We start from the raw sequence: 24,326 nt of genomic DNA, 5'->3' as shown, positions 1-24,326 counted from the left end.
TTATTTGTCCTTGCGAGCCTTGAATTCGGCAGCTTCTTCCAGACTACCTACGCCACCACGGCGGGCGGACCAGCCACAGGGGTCTTCCAGAAAGCGCCGGACTTCAGACGCCGCTTCTTCAGAGAAGTAAGGACGGCTGGCGCAGGCTTCGAGAACATCCCACCATGTGCACAGCGAGTGCAGGGCGACGTTCATGTCTGTCAGGGTCTGTTGCGCACCGGGGAACACACCGTAGTAGAACACGACAAAGGCGTGGTTCACAATCGCGCCCGCATTGCGCAGGGCATTGGCGAACTGCACCTTGGATGCGCCATCCGTTGTCAGATCTTCCACCAGCAGGGTCCGCATGTTTTCGGGCACATCGCCTTCAATCTGGGCGTTGCGGCCAAAACCTTTGGGCTTTTTGCGCACATAGGCCATGGGCAGCAGCATGCGGTCTGCCATCCATGCGGCAAACGGAATGCCTGCTGTCTCGCCCCCTACAATGGCTTCAAGGCTTTCGTAGCCAACGTGACGACCAATTTTCTCAACACCCAGTTCCACAATTTTTGCGCGAGCACGGGGGAAGAAAATAATCCGGCGGCAGTCGATATAAACAGGAGACTTCCAGCCCGATGTCAGGGTGTAAGGTTCTTCGGGACGAAAGTTGACTGCCTTGATTTCAAGCAGCAGGCGTGCGGTGGTGAGGGCGGCATCACGATCCCATTCGCTGGACTCTCCGGTAGGAGAGGCAATGCCTGCTGGCGACATCATGGCAGATTCCTTGAAGTTATGGTGGTTAAAGTCGGATTGGCATACCGCTAGCCGGGCTGAAAATCCATGCCTCATCTGCCTGTATATGTGATTTGCGGCGTGCTTTTGGCGGGAAAACGCAGGATTTGGCTGCAATGTAGAAAAACGGGAGATATACGCAGGTTGTGATTTTATGTGTAAAGTAAATTACAACTTAATCCTTGCGTTGACGCAGGATGTGGCGTTTAATTGCGCAAGTTAAGATCGATTATCAATTAAGGGTAAATGTCGTGGCTATGGAAGCAAGTCGGATCGCACGGAAATGCGAGCGTGCCGTCATCACGGCTTACACGGAGCTGCGTGAAGTGGGTACGGCAGACGTTACCGCGTTTAATGCCTGTACAACCCTGTACCGCATTCATCACCCTGAATCATCTTTGAGCGAAGCGCGCATGCTGGTCTCCGAATGGATTGACCACCACATGGTACGCAAAGCTGATGGTCCTACAGCCGGGTGCAATTGCGCCTGACCAGTAGGGGGGGTGTTAACCGGCTAGGATTTGGCCGGGACCATAAGAGAATTGTAGCGGATACTCATGATAAATGAGCATCCGCTTTTTTTATGACTTACAACGGCGCGGAACCTCTGTGGTTTTGGCAGGCCACAAAAAAAAGCTGGCCCGCATTGCCGCGGACCAGCTTTTGACCAGCCAAAGGTAGGCTTGGGGTATTTAGCGCTTGTTCAGGGGCACAAAGTCCCGTTCTTTCGCACCCAGATACAACTGGCGGGGGCGACTGATACGCTGGCCGGGTTCCTCGATCATTTCTTTCCACTGGCTGACCCAGCCAGTTGTCCGCGCGACGGCAAACAGCACGGTGAACATGCTGGTCGGAATGCCCATGGCCTTGAGGATAATGCCGGAATAGAAATCCACGTTCGGGTAGAGCTTGCGCTGCACAAAGTAATCGTCGCTCAGTGCAATGTTTTCCAGCTCTACAGCCAGATCAAGCAACGGATCGTCCTTGATGCCCAGCTCTTTGAGAACTTCGTGGCAGGTCTGCTGCATGATCTTGGCGCGCGGGTCAAAGTTTTTGTACACACGGTGGCCAAAGCCCATGAGCTTGACGCCACTGTTCTTGTCTTTGACCTGAGCGATAAAGGCAGGAATGTTCTCTTTTTTGCCAATGTTGGCCAGCATTTTCAGCACAGCTTCATTGGCGCCACCATGGGCCGGTCCCCACAGGGCGGCAATGCCCGCTGCGATACAGGCAAAGGGATTGGCCCCGGTGGACCCTGCCAGACGCACGGTGGAGGTGGAGGCGTTCTGCTCATGATCAGCATGCAGGATCAGAATCCGGTTCATGGCGCGGGCCAGAACAGGGTTGACCTTGTAGGGTTCGGACATACGCGCGAACATCATGGACAGGAAGTTTTCCGCGTAGTTCAGATCATTGCGCGGATAAATAAAGGCATCACCCTGCGTGTATTTGTAAGCCCATGCCGCAATGGTCGGAATTTTGGCGATCAGACGCATGGCCGCGAGTTCGCGGTTTTCAGGAATGGCGATGTCGCACGCATCGGGGTAGAAGGCCGAAAGTGCGCCAACCGTGCCACACAGAATGGCCATCGGATGGGCATCACGCCGGAAGCCATTGAAGAAGTTGCGGATCTGCTCGTGCAGCAGGGTATGGTTGGTCAGCGTGGAAGAAAATGTGTCGTACTGTGCTTTGTTGGGCAGTTCGCCATTGAGCAGGAGGTAGATGACCTCTTCGTACGAAGCATTTTCCGCCAGTTGGGCAATGGGGTAGCCACGGTGCAGCAGAACGCCTTTATCGCCATCAATAAAGGTGATCTTGCTGTTGCAGGAGGCCGTCTCGCCGTAACCGGGGTCAAACGTGAACACGCCCAGCTCGGAGGGCAGTTTACGAATATCAATAACATCCGGTCCAAGGTTGCCAGAAAGTACGGGCATCTCGGCGGTTTTGCCACCGATCGAAATGGTAGCGATGGACTGCTTACCCTCGTTCTGCGACACGCTCATGGTGTTTCCTTTTGCATAGTGGGGTCACGGTCGCGACTGCGGCCTGCTGTTTGAGTGTTGTCTCCCATTCAGGAGCAAACAAAAAGGTTCATCCCGATAAACCGCGCGTTATCACGCGTCTAGATCGGCAGGAAACCGGGGTTTTTTCTCTCAGGGTCGCGTGAATGTGTGCAAAACAAGGCTCATGCTGCCGCAGTTTGCCCAAGAGCTCTGGTCAGGAACAAGGTCGCTCCCGACCATCTTGAAGACCGCTAGCGAGGCTGGCGCGAATCCCTGATCAAGCATTTCGTTCCTGTTATCCAGCCAGCGTGCAAACTCGGAAATGCCCGGATTATGCCCGATCAGAAGGACCGTGCGTGCCTGTGGGGGAACCTGCCAGAGCGCCATGGCCAGAGCGCCCGGTTCGGCCTCATATATTTCGGGACACAAGAACACATTGTTTATGACTGGGGGGCGCAGGACGTTCTGCACCCCTGCAAGCGTCTGCTGTGTTCTTACCGCCGGGCTACATAGGGCTGTATCGGGTGTCAGCCCATTTTCGCGTAGCCATATCCCACACCGCATGGCTGCCCGCTCTCCATCATGCGTCAGAGGTCGCGCCATGTCTGACTCGGCGGAAAAGCTGCCAAGTTCGGCTGGTACTGCTTCTGCGTGACGGAGGAGAATCAGGCGGCGGGGTGTGGGGAGAGCGGGCATAAGATCACATGATGTTATGGTGAGGGAGGAAGGGGCGAGGCCTCAAGCGCAATGGCTTCATGGTGGCGGATGACTTCGTGGATGATGAAGTTGAGGAACTTCTCCGCAAAGTCGGGGTCCAGATGTGCGTCTTCGGCCAGGCGGCGCAGGCGGGCGATCTGCTGTATCTCACGCGCGGGGTCCGCGGGCGGGAGCTTGTGCAGGGCCTTGAGCGCGCCAACCGCTTTGGTGCAGCGGAAGCGTTCGGCCAGCATGGCAACAAGAGCTGCGTCAATATTGTCTATGCTACGGCGGAGGTCTTGCAGGGCTTCCGGGGGGCACGGCTGATTTGTCACGGTGATCAAGGTCTCTGGCTGCTGGTAAAAAACATTATGGGAGCGTTATAAACGCGTAACGCCCTGACGTTAACAGACAAAAAGTTTTTCTTCCACGGGGGGGTAGGGCAGGTCCACCCATGCCAGATGCCCACCTTTGCCTGCACCCGTATCTACAAATATGGCACGCCCACCGGCACGGCCGGGTATGGTTAACGGGCAACCGTTGGTCGAGCGCTGGTCATGGCCACAGTAAACGGTATAGCCGTTGGGAATATGGTTGACCCAGTTCAGCGTGCGCTCGGGGTAGCCATCGGCCTGCATGCGGCTTGTGGTCTCGCCAAACAGGGCGCGGGAGAGCAGGTAGGTCACGCGCCCCAGCGGGGGGGGGGGGGGTCGTTCAGCATGTGCGGCTCAAATGCACCATGCACAAAAACGGTCCGGCCCATAACCAGCCATGCCGGCGCCTGCTCCAGTGCGGGCAGTACGTCGTGGAGGACATCCACATTATCCGGCGCACCAAGCTGGGCCAGTGTTTCGTCCAGATGGGGGGAGGATCGGAGCTTTTTACCCATAAGCGCGCGACCGAGCTTGCGGTCGTGGTTGCCAATCAGGAACAGGCCGCGCCCCTCGCGCTGGACCTGTAGCATCAGACGCAGCACGCCTGCGCTATCTGGCCCATAATCCACCAGATCACCCAGTTGAATGACAAAACGATCCGTGGCCACGGCATGGCGGAAGGCTTCCAGATCCCCATGCACATCGCCCACAATGCGGAGTCCTTTCCGCATTGCGTTCTTCACGTTTTCGTCATGCCCGGTATCCGTGAACATTCCATCCATACCTGTTCTTTTCTAACCTTCATGTAGGCTTTTCGAGCGAAAACAGGAACGGTGCTGGCAAGTTTTTTTTGAAGGGGGCATACGCATGCACAAGTATGTGACGCGCCAGAGGGTTCTGTTTGAGCATAGGGTGCAAGAGCTTTCAGGGGCGGAAACAAGCCTGAAAAATGCAAAAGCGGATGCAGCCATGGCAAGTGGCGCACAGCCCCAGCCGGGTTGTGGCGTGCAGGCTCCAAGGTGGTTTGTCCCTTTTGTATGTTCGGAACAGTTTGAGAAGAAAAACAGGAAGGCCTCTCATGACAGAGCGCATTCGGAACGTCGCGCTGCGTAGCAAGGTTTGTCCGGCAGAGGCCGCGGCAAAGCTGATCCGAAATGGTGACGTGGTCGGCACCAGCGGTTTTACAGGCGCAGGTTACCCCAAGGCCGTGCCCATGGCGCTGGCCAAACAGATGGAAGATGCCCACAGCCGTGGGGAAAAGCACCAGATCAGCCTGATCACCGGTGCCTCCACCGGCCCGCAGCTTGATGGTGAACTGGGCAAGGTGAATGGTGTTTCCTTCCGCTCCCCGTTCAATACCGACCCGGCCATGCGCAACCGCATTAATGCTGGCGAGACAGATTATTTTGATAATCATCTCGGGCAGGTGGCGTTGCGCGCATGTCAGGGTAACTACGGCAAGTTCGATGTGGCCGTAGTGGAAGCCACAGCCATTACGGAAGAAGGGGGCATTGTGCCGACCTCCTCCGTTGGCAATTCACAGGCTTTTCTCGATCTGGCCGAAAAGGTCATTATCGAGGTAAACGAATGGCAGAATCCGGGGCTGGAAGGCACGCACGACGTATGGGATGGCAATAGCTATGCCAGCGCCCCGCGTGATATTATTCCGCTCTCCCGCGCAGACCAGCGTATTGGCCGTACGTTCCTCAAGGTTGATCCGGCCAAAATTCAGGCCATCGTCCGCACGAACGATAGCGACCGTAACGCTCCGTTTGCCGCACCGGATGGCACGGCCAAGGCCATTGCAGGCTACCTGCTTGATTTTTTTGAACACGAAGTCAAACAGAACCGTCTGCCGCCCTCCCTGCTGCCGTTGCAGTCCGGGGTTGGCAATGTGGCCAATGCCGTGCTGGACGGGCTGAACGAAGGGCCGTTTGAAAATCTGGTTGGTTTTAGCGAGGTCATTCAGGACGGCATGCTTGCCATGCTGGATTCGGGGCGTATGCGTATTGCCTCGGCAACCTCCTTCTCCCTCAGCCCCGAAGCTGCGGAAGAGATCAATAACCGGATGGACTTCTTCCGTTCCAAGATCATCCTGCGTCAGCAGGATATCAGCAACAGCACGGGCGTTATTCGCCAGTTGGGCTGTATTGCCATGAACGGTATGATCGAGGCGGATATTTACGGCAACGTCAATTCCACCCGCGTCATGGGCTCCAAAATGATGAACGGTATTGGTGGTTCGGGGGATTTTGCCCGGAATGCCTACCTGTCTATCTTCCTGTCGCCGTCCACGGCCAAGGGTGGCAAAATTTCGGCTATTGTGCCCATGGCAGCCCATGTGGACCACATTATGCAGGACACCCAGATTTTTGTAACCGAGCAGGGGTTGGCCGATCTGCGTGGGCTTTCCCCCGTCAAGCGTGCTCAGGCCATTATCGAAAAATGCGCACACCCGGATTACCGTCCGATGTTGCAGGATTATTTTGACCGTGCACTCAGGGATTCTTTTGGCAAGCATACACCACATCTGCTGACCGAAGCCCTGTCATGGCACCAGCGGTTTATTGAAACCGGGTCCATGCTCCCCGCGTAAGCGGGGCGGCTGGTTCGGGTTTTGGGCCTCTGCTCTTTTCACAAGGGCAGGGGCTTTTTTTTATGGCTATCTGGAAGGCTTCCGGCAGATCAGTATCTACGGCCCGGAGTTGTGCTTGGGGTGCGTGTGCGGAAGAGTGTGTTATTCGGAGTGCGTGACTGTGGACGGAGGGACCGCAAGCGATGTGGTCAACTGGTAAGGCTGGTGCGTGATCACAATATCAACCGGCCGGTTTGCCAGAAAGTCAGCAGTGGATATTTTGGTCGAAGGACTATCGGTAATAATCGCCTCGGCATCGCGGTGGACCAGAGAGAACAGGCTCGGTGCGGCGGAGGGGGAAAGGTAGGCGGCGTAAGGATGGCGACCGGCCATGCGGTGGGCGTTATAGGCGTCCCGCTCGGAGTTTATGGGAATGGCCACCATAACCTTGGAATCAGCTTTTAGGGCTGCGGCAGTGCTTTTGTAATCTGCGGGTACAAAAATAACCCGGTCACGCATATGCGCCTTGCTGACCTCGGACGCCACTTCCTTGGGGTCTGCGCCATGCAGGTCCAGCATTAGCAGGGTGTTGGAATGGCTTGCAGTGTTCAGAACAGTGGCCAGAGTACTGCTGCCCGGTTCCACAGCAACCTGTCCATCTGCTCCGCTGGTCAGCCCAAAGCGGATCATACCGGGGCGATCCATGGAGGAAATGGTTGCTGCCTGCGCAATGTTCTGTGCGCCAGTATTGCTGGCGCACAGAATAAGCCCGTGGTGGATACGCGCCATGATCCCACTGGTTTTGGTGTGGTGGATAGCCAGTACTGCCACGGATGCAACGCACAGGGTTGCCGCAAGGGCAATTTTTTTCAAACACCTGTGCGATGTGGTCGCACTGCAGCAGACAGACATGCCAGCTCCCTTTTCAGGATGTGACATCAGTGGGTTCCTTGTCCTTCTGACCGACCATTGAGGCCGCTTTAGCCAGATCAACAGAAAGAACGCGGCTTACTCCGCGCTCCTGCATGGTTACACCAAAGAGCTGGTCCATATGGGCCATGGTGAGCTGGTGGTGTGTCACAACCAGAAAACGCGTACCGGCCTCTACAACCATGTCGCCGAGCAGGGCGCTAAAGCGGCCTACGTTGGCGTCATCCAGTGGAGCGTCCACTTCATCCAATACGCATATCGGAGCAGGGTTACAGCGGAATACCGCAAAAATCAAGGAAAGCGCGGTTAAAGCTTGTTCACCTCCGGAGAGGAGAGACAGTGTGGCCAGTTTTTTGCCCGGTGGCTGGGCGTAAATTTCCAGCCCGGCTTCCAGCGGGTCATCACTGCCAACAAGACCTAAATGGGCGCGCCCCCCACCGAACATGCGCGTAAACAGTGACTGGAAATGCTGGTCCACCTGCGTAAATACGGCCATAAGCCGCTCGCGCCCTTCCTTGTTGAGCGAACCAATGGAGCCACGCAGCCGGTTTATGGCTTCCTCCAGATCGCTCATTTCAGCCCCTAGCGTCTGGGCCTGAGTAGAGGCTTCCTCGGCTTCGAGTTCAGCGCGCAGGTTGACGGGGCCCATATCGTCACGTTCACGGGTCAGGCGGGCAATCTTGCGGCGCAGGGAGGTTTCGGCCCCTTCCGTCAGGTCGGAAACGGGTTGTCTGGGCGGGTTTGGTGTCTCGACCAGTAACTGGTCCAGAATTGCCTGAGCCTGTTCGCTCTTACCTTCCGCCTTGAGCAGATTTTCACGGGCTGTGGCCAGTTCGCCCTCGGTTTTTCGGCGCTGCTCATGAGCGGCGTTCAGTGCGGCTTCGGCCTCGGTCCGTAAACGATCAGTCTGGGTAAAATGCTCTTCCGCGTCATCCAGAGCGGCCAGAGTGCTGGCTTTTTGTTGCTGCGCGGCGGTGGGCAGTTCGGCCACCTTGCTATGGTTGGCACGTGCGCTTTCCAGCCGCTGGAGGGCATTGGTGTTGTCCGTACGGGCAAGGCTCTCGCGCGCATTCCACTCAGCCTGTGCGGTATCCAGCGCGGCAAGTCGGTCCGCCAGCGTGGTGGACTCGGCTTGCAACGCGGCCCGTAGTTCACGCGCGCTGTCCAGTCTGGCCAGCAGGTCGGCCCGCTGGGTGTTCAGGTGGTCCAGTCTGGCTTCGGCGTTTTCGGGTATAGCGGCAAGGGCTGCATCCAGCGTGGCCTGTGCGGCGTGCAGGAGGTGTGTTGCGTCCGTGTGCTCGGTTTGCAGGTCTGCCTGCCGTGGGGTCAGCCCCGCCAGACGGCTGCGCAGGGTAAGGGCCTGCTCCTGTAGTTTGCGGTTGGTCTGCGCGGTTTCGGCGGCCTGCCCATCGGCTTGCAACGTAATCTGTGTTGCGGCCTGTAGCGCTGTGTTGGCAGTGTTCAGCCTGTCCTGTGCTTCGCGCAGGGCGGTCTGGGCGTGCTGCATGGACTGGGCCGAGGCCAAGTTTGCTTCCATCTCCGTTACGGTGGTGGATTCTGTTGCCAGATTGTGGCGCAGGCGCTCAAGCTCGGGGGTGAGTGTTTCCAGCCGGGTGGTGGCCGATGCGTGCTGCTGCTCGGTCCGTGCAAGCTTGTCCCGTGCAGCCTGCAAAGTGGCTTGCGCCTGTTTGAAGGCGGTATGGGCCTGCTGCTCGGCAACCTGTGCGGTGGCGTTTGTGTTACGCGTTGCGGCCAGTGCGGACTGAATATCCTGCAACGATGGCAGGCTTTCATGGGTGGTCTGGGCTTTGGTGAGTGTTGCTCCCGCTTCCTCCAGTGCTGCCTGCGCGCGCTCATGCTGGGGGAGCATGGCGTCCAGCCGGGCACGGTAGGAGGCATGGCGACGCTCGGTTTCGGTTTCATGCGCACGGGCTTTTTGCAGGGATTGTTCCTGCACGTGGCGTTTGTGCCTAAGTTCCTTGAGCGCGTTCTCACTGGTGCTTACGGCTGTGGCGCAGGTGGCCACGCTGGCCTGTATGGCAGGCAGGTCGGCCTGTAGCGTGGCAAGGCGAAGTTGCGTTTCACGCAGGATACGGCGCTGGGCCAACCTGCGGGCGGCGGTGCTGGCCCCGCCTGCACGAGCGTAAAATCCATCCCACCGCCACAAATCCCCGGCGGTGGAGACAAGGCATTGCCCCGGTGCCAGAGCCTGCTGGAGGGCACGCCCGTCCGCACCCTGGGGGAGCAGACCGGTGGAGAGTAGAACACGGTCCAGCTCAGGGGGGGCTGTTATGCAGCTCTTGAGTGGTTGCGCGCCACCGGGCAGGGCAGGCAGGCTTTCGGGCGGGAGTTGCCGCCAGCCCTGTGGCGCGTCGCCTGCCGTTGGGGCGTCCAGCCCTTCGGCCAGAGCGGCAGCCAGAGCGTTTTCGTACTCCTCGGGAACAGTGATCTGGGTGGAAACGGGGTTTTCCGCCACCGCGCTGTCCTGCCCCAGAGCCTGATCCAGCCCTTCGGCCTGTGCTTGCAGGCGGGTCAGTTCGGTCTGGAGAGAGGTCTGCTGCTCGCACGCTGTTGCATGCTGGGCTTTTTGCTTACTCAGCGTGTGCTCGGCCTGCTCCATATCCGCGCCGGTTTGGGCCAATGCGCTTTCGTGTTGGGTGCGGGCTTGTCTGGCCTCGGCCACAACCGTGTCGGCAATGGCTTCCGCGCGGATTTTGTCCAACTCGCGCGCGAGTGTCTGTGCTTCCTGCTGCGCGCGCTGCTGTGTGGTGCGGGCCGTACGCAGGGCTTCGGCAGCACTACGCTGGTGTGCCTCCGCCTCCTGCGCCGCACGGCTGGCCTCGGTAAAGGCGGTGCTGGCCGCGCGGCGTTCGGCCTCGGCTTGTTCCTGCGCCTGAGCGGCAAGGTCCAATGCGGCCGTTGCGTGCTGGCTATTGGTTTGCAGGGTATTCAGCACGTCGGGGCTGACTAGAGCCTCCAGAGCCTCGGCATGGCGCTTTTCGGCCCCTTGCAGTTCGGTTTGCAAGGATGTCAGGCGCTGGCGGGCCTGTTGCAGGGCTTTCTGTTGCTCGGTTTGTGCGGCCTGAGCCGCCTGTGCATTATTTTTGGCAATGGAGAGGTCAACATTGCACTGGGCGCAAAGGCGTTCGGCCTCCTCCTGCGCGGCTTTTGCCGCCTGCTGGGCAAGGCTTGCCTGTTCCGCCCGTTCCTGCGCCGTGGCCAGAGCCTGTTCGGAGGGGAGTTGGCGCTCCAGTTCCGCCAGTTCGGCCTGAATGGTGTTGAGCGCATGGCAGACCCGGTCATGCCGTGCGCGGGCACTGGTCAGCCCATCTTCGGCCCGTTCCTTGCCTGCACGGGCTGTGTTCAGGTCGGCGGTCAGGCTGGCAAGGGCCTGTTCGGTTTCGCTCTGCTGGGCACTTAACTGCTGTAGCTGCTGCTCGGCGTCGGCCGTGCGGGTGGGGAGTGAGGTTAGCGCAACCTGCGCCTCGGCCTTTTCTGTCTGGAGCCGTTCCAGTGTGTCCAGAACATCCTGCAAGCGGGTTTGAGCAGCTTGGGCATCAGCCTCGTGTTGTTGCAACAGTTCGGCTGCGGCCTGTGCTTGTGCGGCGGCACGCTCTTCCTCCCTGACCACGCCTTCGGCCAGCACGCGGCACCGCTCCAGCGCCGTGCGGGCGGCATCTGCTTTTTCACGCAGGGCGGGCAGGGCCTTTGTGGCTTCAAATTCGGCCAGAACGGCTGTTTCGGCCGTTTCTTCGTGCTCGTTCAGGTTTTTGCGTGCCTGAACGGCCATGGCGGCTGCGCGTTCCACGGCCAGTCTGGCCCGTGCGTGCAGGACCGCCAGCAACTCGGTTTCCGCCTCGCGCAGGGCGGCGGAAATTTCGCGGTAGCGTGTGGCTTCGCGCGATTGTTCGGCAAGACCGCTCAGCCGTTCAGTCAGTTGCACGCGGCGGTCTTCCGCGCGGGTCAGGTTGCCCTCGGTCGCGCGGAGTTTGATCTCGGCTTCGTGCCTGCGGGCGTGCAGGCCGGTAATGCCTGCCGCTTCCTCCAGAATACTACGCCGCTCTTCCGGCCGAGCCCCGACCAGCATGGCCACCCGGCCCTGACTGACCATGGCGGAGGAGCGCGCACCGGACGCCAGATCGGCAAACAGGGTCTGCACGTCTCGCGCACGGACGGTGCGGCCATTAATACGGTATTCGCTGCCCGCTCCGCGTTCGGCCCTGCGGGTAATCTGGAGTTCGTCCAGATCGGCAAAGGCTGCCGGGCCAAAGCCCTTTGTCCCTTCCAGCGTTACGGTCACTTCGGCCAAAGAGCGGGCGGGGCGACCGGCTGTGCCTGCAAAAATAAGGTCGTCCATTTCGCCCCCACGCAGGGAGCGGGCGGAGGATTCCCCCATAACCCAGCGCAGTGCTTCCACCACGTTGGACTTACCGCACCCGTTAGGGCCAACAACGCCGGTCAGTCCGGGCAGTAGCTCCACGGTTATGGGGTCGGCAAAGCTTTTGAACCCCACAATGCGGAGGCGAACAAAACGAACCGTCATACAGATCTGTGTTTTTCTGGTCGGGAGGGCTGACTGTTAAAAAACAGTCAGCTTGCCTTGGTCAGATATTTGACAAAATCGTCGTAGGAGAGGGCGCTGGACACCTGCTCCTTGTTGTTGAAGCGGAAGGTGGGCGTGGACTCAATGTTATATTTGTCCTGCGCCTCGCTCTGTTCGGTCATGATGAACTGGAGCAGCTTCTGGTCCGTAACCGCTTTTTCAAACGTTTCGGCTGGCATGCCAGCAAAGGCGGCCATTTTCTGCAACTCGGCCTTGTGGTCGACCTCGTTGTTATAGGCCCAGCGGTCGAGGCTGGAGAGCACGGCCGAGCAGAAAGGTTCGTACCGTTCCTCGGGCAGGGTGCGGGCAACCATGGCGGCAAGGGTTGCCAACTGGTCGGTGGGGAAGTCATGAAAAACGTAACGGATTTTGCCCGTATCGATCAGGTTTTTCTTAACCTGCGGAAAGGTCTCTTCCGCAAAATGCGCGCAGTGGATGCAGGTCAGGGAGAACCATTCCTCCACCACAACCTTGGCATCCGGGCTACCCAGCACACGGGGGGTAAAGAGCGTATCGGGCGCATCGGCCGCAAAAGCCGCACTCTGGAATGAGTTGGCAGTGAGTGCGGCACCCGTGGCGACAAGAAAAGAACGACGTGTAAAGGACATGAGAACCAAGCCTTCCCGATCAATGGACCATAATTCTGGGAACAGGGATGGCGGCAGAAAGAACCGCCGTCAACCTGTTGTTGAGGGCTGACCTGCCTGAGCAGGGGGCGCGGAGGCATTTTCCCCCTCGCTGAGCAGCCTGCGGACCCGAACGCGGCGGATATGGCGTGCATCCGCATCCAGCACACGGAACAGATAGCCGTTTTCGTGCGTCAGCACCTCGCCGCGGGTGGGTACATGCCCGGCCATGCGGAAGACAAGGCCACCAATGGTCTCGATTTCGGCTTCTTTTTCGCTCTCGGTCAGAATCGGGCCAATTTTTTGCTCGAACTCTTCAACCGGGCAGCGGGCGTCCACATCAAACGATCCATCCGGGCGCGGGGTAATCAGCACTGCCTCGGGTTCGTCATGCTCGTCGGAAATATCGCCCACAATGGTTTCGATCAGGTCTTCAATTGTGACCAGACCGTCAATGCCGCCATATTCGTCAATCACAAGTGCTAGGTGCATATGGCGCTGGCGCATTTGCAAAAGCAGGTCCAGCACGGGAATCTGCGGGGCAATAAACAGCGGCTGGCGGAGCAGGGGTTCCAGATTGAACGCCTCGCTGGTGCCCACATAGGCAATCAGATCCTTAACGTGGATCATGCCCACAATGTCATCCAACTGGTCACGGTAGACAGGCATGCGCGAGTGGTTTTCGCGCCGCATCATGGCCAGTGCCTCGTCCAGACTGATGGAAACCGGCATGGCCACAATATCGGCCCGTGGCACCATAACGTCATCGGCCGAAATATTGCGCAGGCGCAGAATGTTGGCGATCAGCGCGCGTTCCTGCCGGTCCAGTTCCGGTTTTTCGCCGTCTGGCGCGGTTTCATCCCCTGCTTCGGCGGCCTGCTGCACAAGGGCTGCAATGGAACTACGCAACCCGCCTGTGGGCTTTTTGCGCTGAAAAAACGAAAACAGGCCACGCCCGGAAGGGTCCGCCCGTTCGGCTGAAGTATCGTGTTCGCTCATGACCGGGTCTTCCACGGGTTAGGCACTTTCATGCGGGAAAGCAGGCGGGATTCCAGCATTTCCATTTCCCGTGCTTCGCCTGGGTGGTGGTGGTCGTAACCTGCCAGATGCAGGCTGCCATGCACAACCAGATGCGCCAGATGGTGGCTGACCGGGCGACCGGCCTTGCGGGCCTCCCGCACAACCGTTTCCAGCGCCAGAATAATATCCCCCCCACCATAGCCCGGCGGGGGTTCAAAGGTCAGTACATTGGTTGGCTTGTGTTTGCCCCGGTGCCTGCCATTGAGCAGCCGCACCTCCCGATCAGTCGCCAGCACAACACTGCCGGGCTCCAGACCATATTGCGCGCACGCCGCCAAGGCACGGCGCACGGTTTTTTCGGGGGTGGGGGCGTAGGAGCGCCAGCGGGCGTCCCGGACCAGCACGTCCGGGACGTCCTGCGTCAACTCATCATGAAACCCTGCTGGATACGGGTCCGTATCCACCGGGTCGGCCACGTCTTGGGTCAAGACAGGGCCAAGGCTACTTCGCGGTTCCATTGTTCTCCTGACGGCCCTTGTGGCGGGAGTGCCCTTTTTTATCAGCCGTCGTCGTTTTTGCATCATAAGCTTCAATAATGCGCGCGACCAGCTTGTGTCGCACAACATCTGCTGCTTCAAAACGGGAAATGGTAATTCCCTTGACGTTTTCAAGCGTATCCACCGCGTCCTGCAAGCCCGAGGGTGTATCGTGCGGCAGGTCGATCTGGGTCAGATCCCCCGTTACAACCATGCGTGACCCCGGGCCCAGACGGGTCAGGAACATTTTCATCTGCGCGATGGTGGTGTTCTGGGCTTCATCCAGAATAACAAATGCGTGCGAGAGTGTTCGCCCACGCATGAAGGCAAGGGGAGCGACCTCAATTTCGCCAGCACTCATGCGGCGCATGACCTGATCGCCGGGGAGCATGTCGTGCAGGGCGTCGTAGAGCGGGCGCAGGTAGGGGGCGATCTTGTCCTTCATATCTCCGGGCAGAAAGCCAAGTCGCTCGCCCGCTTCCACCGCCGGGCGGGAGAGGATGATCCGGTCAATGGAGCCTGCCAGCAGGAGGGAGACCGCCTGCGCCACGGCAAGGTAGGTTTTGCCCGTACCTGCGGGGCCAATGCCAAAGACCAGCTCCTTGCTGGCAAGAGCGCGCATGTAGGTGGCCTGTCCGGGGGAGCGGGGTTCTATGTTGCCCTGCCGTAGCCGGATAATGGGCCATGTCGGGTCCTGATTGGCAATGGGGGTTGCCGGAGCAACAGACAGGGGGAGGGTGGGTCTGCTTTCATGCACTCTGGACATGCGTATGGCCGCCTCTACTGCGCTGATGTCTATGGTCTCGCCCGCTGCCAGTTTTTGGTACAGCAGGCTAAGGGTCGTGCGGGCAAGGGACGTGGTCTCTGGCAGACCACGGATGGAAATGCGGTTGCCGCGTCGCGCAACGTCCACTTCCAGCCCTTCTTCCAGGCAGCGCAGGTGCCGGTCGTGGTCTCCGACCAGTCGGGCAAGTAGCGCATTGTTTTCAAATTGCAGAGTTACGGGCTGAACCAGCTCCGCAACCGCGACGGAAGGAGGGGGGGACGTGCGCGTGGTATTCAAGCGTAAACATTCTCCTCTTCCAGAATACCGCCCAGCGAATTTGTCAGGCGTTCTGTTATGCGGACTGGCAGGGTCTGACCGATCAGGTGGTCAGGGCCGATCACATGGACCGGCTGGAGCCAGGGTGAGCGTCCTGTTATCTGCCCGGGCTTACGCCCTTTGCCAGTAAACAGGACGGGCACGGTCTTGCCAACCATGGAGGCGTTGAACGCATCCTGCTGTTCGCGCAGGAGCTTTTGCAGGGCTTGCAGGCGGGCATCCTTTACGTCCTCGGGCACCTGTAGGGGCGCTCCCGCGGCCGGGGTGCCGGGGCGCGGGGAGTATTTAAAGGAATAGGCCAGCGCAAAACCCACATCACGCACAAGCTGCATGGTGGCTTCAAAGTCCTCGTCCGTCTCACCGGGGTGGCCGATAATAAAGTCGGAGGACAGGGCAAGGTCCGGCCTTGCCGCACGCAGGCGGTGGACAAGGTCGCGGTATTCATCTGCCGTGTGGCCACGGTTCATGGCACGCAGAATGCGGTCCGAACCGGATTGGACAGGCAGATGCAGGAACGGCATGAGGGCGGGTAGGTCCCGGTGTGCCGCGATCAGCGTATCATCCATATCCCGTGGGTGGGATGTGGTGTAGCGGATGCGTGACAGACCGGGAATTTCGGCCAGCGCATAGGCAAGGCGCGTCAGGTCCCATACCGCGCCATCGGGGCCGATCCCGTGATAGGCGTTTACATTCTGGCCCAGCAGGCTGATCTCGCGCACGCCACTTTGGGCCATGCGGCGTGCTTCAGCCAGAACGGACTGCGCGCTGCGGCTGCTTTCCGCCCCACGGGTGTAGGGCACAACGCAGAACGAGCAGAACTTGTCACAGCCTTCCTGAATTGTCAGGAAGGCTGTGTAATTGCCCGGTGTCTGCGGGGCTTCGGCTTCTGGCAGAAAGTCGAATTTCTGCTCAGCGGGAAAATCGGTTTCGATAATGGCGTTGCCCGCACGGGCTGCGCGGGCCACCATTTCGGGCAGGCGGTGGTAGGTCTGCGGGCCGAGCACAATGTCCACATACGGGGCGCGGGCCAGAATTTCCTGCCCTTCGGCCTGTGCTACACAGCCTGCCACGGCAATAATGGTCTGCTGGCCTTCCGCCTTGCGAGCTTCCTTGATCAGCCGCAGACGCCCCAGTTCGGAAAAAACCTTTTCCGCCGCACGGTCACGGATGTGGCAGGTGTTAAGGATGATCATGTCCGCCGTATCGGGCGTATCCACCGGCTGGTAGCCCAGTGGGCGCAGCACATCCCCCATGCGTGCACTGTCGTACACGTTCATCTGGCAGCCCCATGTAATCACATGCAGGGCGCGTGATGGTGCTGTCTGGTCGGGGGTTCGGGTCATAATGGCTGCCACTCTGCTCTGCCGCTGGCCCATTCCATGCGGCGGAAAGAGGACATCAGGCGTGAGGCGGCGCAGGTCAAGCCTCTTTTCTCACGGCTTGCGGGTGAGCGGGGGGGATTGGTGTGTAATAAGGTCCATGCCGTGCCTGACAGAGTGGTCTCCTGCCCTGAACAATACGGAAGCGCAGGAATGCGACCCGCTGGTTATGTCCTCTTTCTCAATGAAGCAAAAAATGAGGTGGTTCTGTCAAGCCGCAGTTTTGTTTTCTTGATATGCGCGGGCAAAAAATTGGCAGGCAGGGAGGCTGGGTTGAACCGACCGGGCTGAATCCGTGGCTCGCGGTTTTGGCGCAGGTCCGCGCAGCCATCGGCCACGGCCTTCCATGCTGCCTGCGCCAGCGCCTTGCGGCTGGGGAACAGGTCGGGGTCCAGTGGTTCGTGCAGAACAACAGTTACGCGCGAGCGCTTCCATTGCAAAAGCTGCCATACATGCGGCCCCAGATCCATGTCTCCGTACCACGAAAAGATCGGACGGCGGAAACGGCTGATCGGCAGGCCTTCCAGTTGGTTGTAAACAAGGGAGACAGGCTGGATAAGCGGGGCCATGCCCGGCGCATAGGTTACAGGCAGCAGGCTTTTGTCCATGCCTTCCTTGAGTTTGGGCAGTTTGGCGATGGCAAAAAAAGCGGACATAAACGGCAGAACGCGTGACCCGTCGGAGGATGTGCCCTCGGGGAAGAGGACCAGATTGTCTCCCTCCACCATGCGCTGGATCATCAGGTCACGTTCGCGGCCAGTGGTGCTGCGCTGGCGGCTGACAAAAATGGTGCGTCCGATATGGGAGACCAACCCCATGACCGGCCATTTTTCAATATCTCCCTTGGCCACAAAAACAGAGGGCAGCAGCGTGCCAAGCACAGGCACGTCCAGCCAGGACATGTGGTTGGAAATATAGATAACAGGCCGCTCGCCACGTTTGCGGGCTTTTATGCCCCCGACCGTGCCGACCCGTTTGCCCTTTACTGTAATGTGCAGGCCAATAATGCGGCACAGCACACCCCAGATAACCCGCGTCCAGCGGATTTTGGCCGTGCCGGGCACAGGCAGCAGGCAGGCTTCAAACCCGACGGAAAGCGGCACCCATACCAGCAATCCTGCCAGACGTAGGGCCGAACGCGCTTCCCCCGCGCGGCGGAACAGCACATCTACCCATGTGGGAAGGGGGGAGATCGGGGCGGTGGTGGCAGGCGTGCCCAAGGGCAGGGGCTGCGTAGGTTGGTCAGGCTTGGTGCGCATGGTCCTGCTTCTGCCAGAGACTGGCCGGACAGGCCAAGGAGCGGGCAGCAATGTGGAAGAAACACATAAACATGCGTTCTCATACCGCGAAGATGGGTAAAGGGACAATCCACCGTGTATGAAGGTTTTTTTGGCGGAGGCACCTAAATTTTGTCATGGTGTGGTTATAGGCAGGGTAGACGTGCAAAAATAAGGCCGCGCAACAGGCCGCATGAACTTTATTGAGCAACAGGCAGACGGGGCAGAGTGGCCGTTTACAACCGCAATATATTTGGCAGGTATACAGGCACCGCGAATCGCCTTCTGGCTGGAGCGGCGCTATGGAGCGCGTTAACATGCGGCGCACATGCGGCGGACCCGCAGCCCTATGTGACAAGTCTGGACCCCACAGGGCAGAGTGATCTGGATACCGCGCTCAAGACCTCGTCGGACCTGTTAAGCCTGCAATCCACACGCGCGGTTGGTCCGTTTGCGTTGGCCGGGCGTGTTCGGAACGAGTATGACCGCCTGCGCGGCGCGCTGGAAAGTTGCGGCTATTATGATGGCACGGTGCATATCATGCTCCGCAGTGGCAAGCAGGGTATTGCCATGGATGGCATGTCCACCGCTCTGGCCACATGGATCGGAGCCGTTCCAGCGCACGAAAAAGTGGATATTACCGTCAAGGTCGATAAAGGCCCGCTATTCCATGTGGGGTCGGTCAAGCTGGTGGAAAGTGCAACCGGCGTGGCACCACAACTGACCGACGCACAGCAAAAAGCGTTTGGCCTGCACACAGGTCAACCCGCCATAGCGGCGGACGTGCTGGCGGCAGGTGGCCGCCTGCTTGAAGCCCTGCGTGAGAGCGGGCATGCGCTGGCACAGGTGGACAAACCCATGGCCTATCTGCGCCCGGCCACCAAAACGTTGGACATTGTGTACCCCGTTGTGCCCGGCCCCATACTGGATATTGGCAAGATCAACATGGACGGGCTTAAGCAGGTGCATGAATCGTTCGTGCGCAGGCGGTTGACTGTGCATGAGGGCCAGCTTTACCAGCCATCCCGCATAGAAGCCGCCCGGCAGGACCTGACCACGCTGGGTGTATTTTCCAACGTTACGGTCAAAGATGCCTCCAATAAGGCGGTCAACGGCACCATGCCGCTGGACTTTTTGTTTCAGGAGGGCAAGCGCCACTCCATTGGGGCGGAGCTTGGGTATTCCACGGACCTTGGTGCACGTGTGGGGGCAATGTGGACCCACAACAACCTGCTGGGTAATGCCGAGCGCCTGCGCCTGACCGCCCTGATTACGGGCCTTGGCGGGTCCGCCCAGCAGGGGCTTGGGTATGATGTGTATGCCGATTTTTTCAAACCGGACTTTTTGGAAAGCAAACAGAACCTGAATGCCCGCATAGAAGGACTACGCCAGTTGTTCTGGTCTTACCGGCAGACGGCGCTGCTGCTGCGTGGGGGCATAACCCGCCCGTTGGCCAAAAACTGGAATGGCAATTTTGGCCTTGCCGCGGAACAGGAAAGTATTGAGCAGTTTGGCGTAACCCGCAGTTACACCATTCTTTCGGCACCACTTTCGGGCATGTATGACAATACGGGGGTGGGTAACCCCATAGAACCCGCAACGCATGGTGTGCGCGCGAACATCAATGTAACCCCATCGGTCTCTCTGGGGAGCAAGGGGGCGGGCACGTCGTTCTTTACAATCATGAACGCAACGGCCTCCACCTATGTGGACCTGCATAAGCTGGGCATAAGCCGTCCGGGGCGCAGTATTCTGGCTTTTCGTGGGACTATTGGCAGCATTCAGGGGGCTGGTACGTGGGACATCCCGCCTGATCAGCGCATGTATGCAGGGGGCAGTGCCACGGTGCGAGGCTACCGCTGGCAGGGGGTGGGGCCGCAATATGGCCACACCAAATACGCCATTGGCGGCACCTCGCTGGATGCGGGAACGGTGGAATACAGGCAGCGGCTGTTCAAAAGCTTTGGCATGGCCGCCTTTGCGGATGCAGGGCAGGTGGGGAGCAGCAGCATGCCCTTTACCGGCACCCTGCGCGTGGGTGCAGGCGGTGGTGTGCGGTATTACACCCCCATTGGACCAGTCCGGCTGGATGTGGCAGTGCCGCTTAACCGTGCACCACGTGGGGATACGTGGGACCTGTATATTGGGCTGGGGGAAACATTTTAATGCCGGATGCTACACCCGCCCCCCAGCGCAGCCTATGGCGGCGTGCTGGCCGTTTTGCGCTTATTGCCGCTGGTTCGCTGCTGGGTATTGGTGCGCTGGCGACAACGGTCCTGCTGGTAGGGGCCAATACGGGACCAGGGCGGCGGATGCTGGTCCGCCAGACCGAATCCCTGACCGGGGGCATGGTGACGCTCACGGGGTTGTCCGGGCGTTTTCCAGATAATCTGCATGTTGCAACCCTTGCCATCCACGACAGGCAGGGGGCGTGGCTTACACTTCAGGACGTACGACTGGACTGGTCGCCTCTGGCCATGGTGTGGCGGCAGGCAAAAATTTACGCCTTTACCGCAGGCGAACTAGATATTCCGCGCCTGCCCGTGTCCGATGCCGCACCGCAGCCGACTCCGGTGGCCCCGTCCGCTCCATCCGCATTGCGATTGGGAGTGGATATTCGCAAACTGGAGGTTGGGCGGATTAATGTGGGCGCGCCCCTTGCCGGGCAGGCCGCCAGCTTTCGGGTGAGTGGTCACGGCAGGCTTGCCAATATTGACCCGGTGATTAACGGGTTAAGCCTGCCCAGACTCCCCCAGTCGGATATTGCCTTGCAGGTCACGCGGCTCGATCAGGCGGGGCAGATCGGCCTTGCTACGGCAACAGGTGGGGGCAAGCTGGCCCTGCACCTGAGTGCGCGCGAGGGTGCGGACGGGTTTGCCGCCACACGGTTGGGTATGCCGCAACTGGCGCCCTTGGCCATCAAGCTGGACATGCAAGGCCCGGTTACGGCCACCACTTTGGCGTTTGATGCCTCGGCCGGAGCCATAAGTGCACGCGCGCGGGGCACGCTGGACCTGCTTGGGCAACAACTGGCCAGTCTGGAGCTTTCCGCCCAGTCTCCGCAACTTAGCCTTACGCCGGATATAGGCTGGCAGGCCGTGCGCCTTGCTGCCCGCCTGAACGGCAAAATGGCCGCACCACACGGCACGGCGCAACTGGATGTGGACCAACTGGCCGCATCGGGCGTGCAGGTTGGCACACTGAATGTTCGTTTTGCAGGGGAGGGCGGGAACGCCAGCGCACTGGCCGAGCAACTTCACCTCCTGCTTACAGCCGATGGGCTGCGTCTGCCCGGCAAAGCGCCCACAATGCTGGCGGCGGCCCCGCTTAAGCTGGACGCCCTGCTCAAACCCGCCGAGCCGGGCATGCCTGTTGTATTTACACTCGACCACCCGGTTCTGGCCCTGTCGGGTAAGGTGCGGGTGCAGGCTCCGCAAAACGGCACACTCAGCCTGAGCGTGCCAGATCTGCTCCCCTTGGGTGAGGCTGCGGGGGTGCCACTGCGTGGCCATGCGGACGTGAACGCACAGTTCGACCGCCCCCTTCACCCGCAGGATGACACACATCTTGTGGCTAATGGCATACTGGCCATAACGGGTGGGCAGGCGCAGGCAGCGGGCCTGCTTGGACCCGATGGGCGTTTTGCGCTGGCCGCGGCCATGCACCCCCTACCAGCGCAGGGCAACATGCCTGCGGGGCAGCAGATTGATCTGTCATCCCTCACTCTTGCGGGGCAGGCGCTGGCCGCTGCGGTGCAGGGGCATGTGCAGACCGGGCGCACTGTGGACATGACTGCCAATATCAGCCTGCCCGCGTTGGAAAAACTGGCCCCCAATCTGCGGGGGGATACAAATATTGCGCTGGCAGTTAAGGGGCCATTGCAGGATTTTGTGGCAACGCTGGAGGCCAAGGCCAATCTGGGCACGGCGACCATGCCCAAGGGGGCATTGGCGCTGGATGCAACGGTTGCCCACCTGCCAACAGCCCCGCAGGGCACACTTGCGCTTGAGGGCACACTGGACCGGGCTCCAGCATTACTGGAGGCAGCGTTTGGGCAGGCTGCTGATGGTAAGCGCCATCTCGACCTGCAAAAACTGGCGTGGAACAGCACAAAAGGGCAGGGCGCACTCACCCTTGCTCCCAAGGAAGTGGTGCCGCAGGGCAATCTGGACCTGACAATTGGCAAACTGGCAGATTACAGCCCCCTTGTGGGGCAGAAAATAGCTGGCTCCATGGCGGCGTCGGTCACGACCAGTATGGTGGCGGACAAGCCAGTCGTGGCTCTCAAGCTCAAAGGCAATGTGGTTACGCCCACCATCCGGGTAGGTTCGATTGCGCTGGCGGGGTCTGTGACGGACCCGGTTGCCCACCCCACGCCGGATATGACCCTGCGCCTTGGTGGCATTGCTGTAGCCGGCGTAAGTGGGCAAGCGCTCCTGAGTGCCAAAGGGCCGGATACAGCAATGCTCCTTTCAGCACAGGTGGGGCCTGCAAGCTGGTCGGGCAGTCCTCTTGCGTTGAACACGCAAGCTTTGCTCAACCTGCCGGACAAGCATCTCAAACTTCAGAAGCTGAGTGCCACCGCAAAGCAGGAAACCCTGAATCTGCAAGCCCCCGTGCTGGTATCCTTTGGGGATACACTGGGCATTGACCGCTTGCGGGCGGTGCTGGGCACGCCGGGTAGCCAGCCCGCCACGTTGGATGTGGCGGGGCGGATAAAACCCAGTCTGTCGGTTACGGCGGATATTCGGAATGTAACCCCGGCTCTGGCGCACCCGTTTATGCCCGACCTCCATGCCACGGGGGTTGTCTCGCTGAGTGCCAAACTGTCTGGCGCACTGGATAAGCCGGAAGGCAAGGTGCAGGTCAGGGGCAGTAACCTGCGGATGGCAGATAGTTCGGCTGCGGCGTCCGTGCCCGCAATGGAGGTGGATGCCACGGCCAACCTTGCCCGCACGTTGGCGCAGATACAGGTCAACGCCTCGGCAGGGAGCAAGCTGGGCTTACAGGTGCGTGGTAGTGCGCCTCTGTCCAAAACGGGCCAGATGGACCTGCGGGCCGACGGACATCTGGACCTGAGCATAGCCAACGGCATACTGGGCGCGCAGGCGCGGCAGGCGCAGGGGCAGGTGCAGATGGCTCTTCAGGTCCGGGGTAGCCCTGCCGCCCCCGCCGTTACGGGGGCGATTGACCTGATCAATGCGGATTTTCAGGATTTTTCTCAGGGTTTTCACCTCAGTGCGATCAATGGCCGTGTGGTGGGGGCGCGTGACCGTATTGTTATCCAGAGCCTGAGTGCAAAGGCCGGAGACGGCACTCTGGGCGGGAGCGGGTTTGTGGGCGTTGCCATGCCGGGTTTGCCCATAGACCTGCACCTGTTTGCCCAAAACGCACGTCCAGTGAGCAGCGACCTGCTGACCGCCGTACTTAATGCCGACATAACGGTGCGCGGGCAGGTACGCACACGCATGGATGTTGTGGGGGGGGTGGATTTGCAGCGTGTGGAAATCAATATTCCCAACTCGCTCCCCGCGTCCATTGCCCGGCTGGATATTATCCGCCCCGGGGAGGAAAAACAGCGCGTGGAGGAAGCCAAAGCCTCCAGCACGCATCAATCCGTAATCGGGTTGGACCTTAAGCTGACATCTCCGGGCAAGTTTTTTGTGCGCGGGCATGGGCTGGATGCGGAAATGGCAGGCCGCCTGATGGTTACAGGCACCACGCAGGCTCCCATTGTAACAGGTGGGTTTGACCTCAAACGCGGGAACTTTGATCTGGCGGGTATTTCGCTCAACTTCACCAAGGGGCGGGTTGGCTTTAACGGTTCTGGCGTGGGGCACCAGCTTGATCCGACACTCGATTTTGAGGCCGATCGCGCAGTCGAGGGGCAGACTGCCATGCTCAAGGTCGGGGGGTATGCCAGCGCGCCAAAAATCAGTTTTGATTCCATGCCCGCCCTGCCGCAGGATCAGGTTCTGGCCATGCTGCTGTTTGGCACCGATGCCCGCTCCCTTTCCGCTACCCAGATGGTGGAAGTGGGCACGGCACTGGCAACCCTGACCGGGCTGACAACCTTTGACCCTATGGGCACCTTACGCAAAACCCTGCATCTGGACAGGTTGGCCGTGGGAGGCGGCTCGGGTGTTGGTAATGGTGGTTCCAGCGTGGAAGCGGGCAAATACGTTATGAAAGGGGTTTATGTGGGGGCCAAGCAGGCCACCTCCGGTTCGGGCACGCAGGCACAGGTGCAGGTGGACCTGACAAACCACCTCAAGCTCAATACCACCGTGGGTACGGGTGGCTCCGTAACCGGATTTACCACACCTGAGAACGATCCGGGCAGCAGTGTGGGGCTGCTCTGGCAGTATCGTTACTAAAGAGGATTGGCGGCAGTAAGAGTGCGCGCCATGAAACACCTTGTTGCCCACTCTTGT

16 protein-coding genes and 1 pseudogene are annotated in these 24,326 nt (G+C 59.7%); 4 read left to right on the top strand and 13 right to left on the bottom strand.

What is annotated here, in order from left to right; genetic code table 11:
- Positions 1–753 (bottom strand): orotate phosphoribosyltransferase, encoded by a 753-nt coding sequence (locus tag GOB86_RS00960; RefSeq protein WP_165990527.1) that lies wholly within the window; start codon positions 751–753, stop codon positions 1–3.
- A gap of 269 nt (positions 754–1,022) precedes the next feature.
- On the opposite strand from GOB86_RS00960, the gene GOB86_RS00955 reads away from it, so the two are divergent.
- Entirely contained in the window at positions 1,023–1,262 is a 240-nt protein-coding gene (locus GOB86_RS00955; RefSeq protein ID WP_165990526.1) for a hypothetical protein, read from the top strand.
- A gap of 201 nt (positions 1,263–1,463) precedes the next feature.
- On the opposite strand, the gene gltA is transcribed toward GOB86_RS00955, so the two are convergent.
- The 4 genes and pseudogenes from gltA to GOB86_RS16495 all read right to left on the bottom strand — a co-directional run bounded on the left by gltA (position 1,464) and on the right by GOB86_RS16495 (position 4,617).
- Complete coding sequence (gene gltA / locus GOB86_RS00950; RefSeq protein WP_165990525.1) at positions 1,464–2,774, bottom strand: citrate synthase; 1,311 nt, start codon at positions 2,772–2,774, stop codon at positions 1,464–1,466.
- Between the two features lie 150 nt (positions 2,775–2,924).
- Positions 2,925–3,470: a SixA phosphatase family protein gene (locus tag GOB86_RS00945; RefSeq protein WP_165990524.1), complete on the bottom strand. Its 546-nt coding sequence runs from the start codon at positions 3,468–3,470 to the stop codon at positions 2,925–2,927.
- 14 nt (positions 3,471–3,484) lie between these two features.
- Entirely contained in the window at positions 3,485–3,805 is a 321-nt protein-coding gene (locus GOB86_RS00940; protein ID WP_408737272.1) for a chorismate mutase, read from the bottom strand.
- Positions 3,806–3,874: 69 nt separating this feature from the next.
- Positions 3,875–4,617: pseudogene (locus tag GOB86_RS16495) on the bottom strand (metallophosphoesterase).
- A 305-nt stretch (positions 4,618–4,922) separates the two neighbouring features.
- On the opposite strand from GOB86_RS16495, the gene GOB86_RS00930 reads away from it, so the two are divergent.
- Positions 4,923–6,440, top strand: coding sequence for an acetyl-CoA hydrolase/transferase family protein (locus GOB86_RS00930; RefSeq protein WP_165990523.1), 1,518 nt, complete (start codon positions 4,923–4,925; stop codon positions 6,438–6,440).
- Between the two features lie 141 nt (positions 6,441–6,581).
- On the opposite strand, the gene GOB86_RS00925 is transcribed toward GOB86_RS00930, so the two are convergent.
- The 8 genes from GOB86_RS00925 to GOB86_RS00890 form a co-directional block, all read right to left on the bottom strand.
- Positions 6,582–7,358, bottom strand: coding sequence for a hypothetical protein (locus GOB86_RS00925; protein ID WP_165990522.1), 777 nt, complete (start codon positions 7,356–7,358; stop codon positions 6,582–6,584).
- Entirely contained in the window at positions 7,345–11,892 is a 4,548-nt protein-coding gene (locus GOB86_RS00920; RefSeq protein WP_165990521.1) for an AAA family ATPase, read from the bottom strand. The genes GOB86_RS00925 and GOB86_RS00920 overlap by 14 nt, the downstream gene beginning before the upstream one ends.
- A 47-nt stretch (positions 11,893–11,939) precedes the next feature.
- Positions 11,940–12,560 (bottom strand): DsbA family protein, encoded by a 621-nt coding sequence (locus GOB86_RS00915; RefSeq protein ID WP_165990520.1) that lies wholly within the window; start codon positions 12,558–12,560, stop codon positions 11,940–11,942.
- Between the two features lie 69 nt (positions 12,561–12,629).
- Positions 12,630–13,577 carry a hemolysin family protein gene (locus tag GOB86_RS00910; protein WP_165990519.1) on the bottom strand — a complete coding sequence of 316 codons (948 nt, stop codon included), beginning with the start codon at positions 13,575–13,577 and terminating at the stop codon, positions 12,630–12,632.
- Positions 13,574–14,116, bottom strand: a complete 543-nt coding sequence (gene ybeY, locus GOB86_RS00905; protein ID WP_165990518.1) for an rRNA maturation RNase YbeY — start codon at positions 14,114–14,116, stop codon at positions 13,574–13,576. The genes GOB86_RS00910 and ybeY overlap by 4 nt, the downstream gene beginning before the upstream one ends.
- Positions 14,100–15,197, bottom strand: a complete 1,098-nt coding sequence (locus GOB86_RS00900) for a PhoH family protein (RefSeq protein ID WP_408737270.1) — start codon at positions 15,195–15,197, stop codon at positions 14,100–14,102. The genes ybeY and GOB86_RS00900 overlap by 17 nt, the downstream gene beginning before the upstream one ends.
- Positions 15,194–16,612 carry a tRNA (N6-isopentenyl adenosine(37)-C2)-methylthiotransferase MiaB gene (gene miaB / locus GOB86_RS00895; RefSeq protein ID WP_194301000.1) on the bottom strand — a complete coding sequence of 473 codons (1,419 nt, stop codon included), beginning with the start codon at positions 16,610–16,612 and terminating at the stop codon, positions 15,194–15,196. Before miaB ends, GOB86_RS00900 begins: the two co-directional genes overlap by 4 nt.
- A gap of 170 nt (positions 16,613–16,782) precedes the next feature.
- The gene (locus GOB86_RS00890) at positions 16,783–17,874 is read right to left on the bottom strand and encodes a lysophospholipid acyltransferase family protein (protein WP_165990516.1); all 1,092 of its coding nucleotides are present in this window, start codon (positions 17,872–17,874) and stop codon (positions 16,783–16,785) included.
- A gap of 267 nt (positions 17,875–18,141) precedes the next feature.
- Between GOB86_RS00890 and GOB86_RS00885 the strand changes: the two genes are divergently transcribed.
- Complete coding sequence (locus GOB86_RS00885) at positions 18,142–20,058, top strand: BamA/TamA family outer membrane protein (protein ID WP_165990715.1); 1,917 nt, start codon at positions 18,142–18,144, stop codon at positions 20,056–20,058.
- Positions 20,058–24,269: a translocation/assembly module TamB domain-containing protein gene (locus GOB86_RS00880; RefSeq protein WP_165990515.1), complete on the top strand. Its 4,212-nt coding sequence runs from the start codon at positions 20,058–20,060 to the stop codon at positions 24,267–24,269. Before GOB86_RS00885 ends, GOB86_RS00880 begins: the two co-directional genes overlap by 1 nt.
- Positions 24,270–24,326: the final 57 nt, after the last annotated feature.

The organism is Acetobacter lambici (assembly GCF_011516885.1).
GTDB classification, from domain to species: Bacteria; Pseudomonadota; Alphaproteobacteria; order Acetobacterales; family Acetobacteraceae; genus Acetobacter; species Acetobacter lambici.
This window is presented reverse-complemented; position numbering and strand designations above follow the sequence as displayed.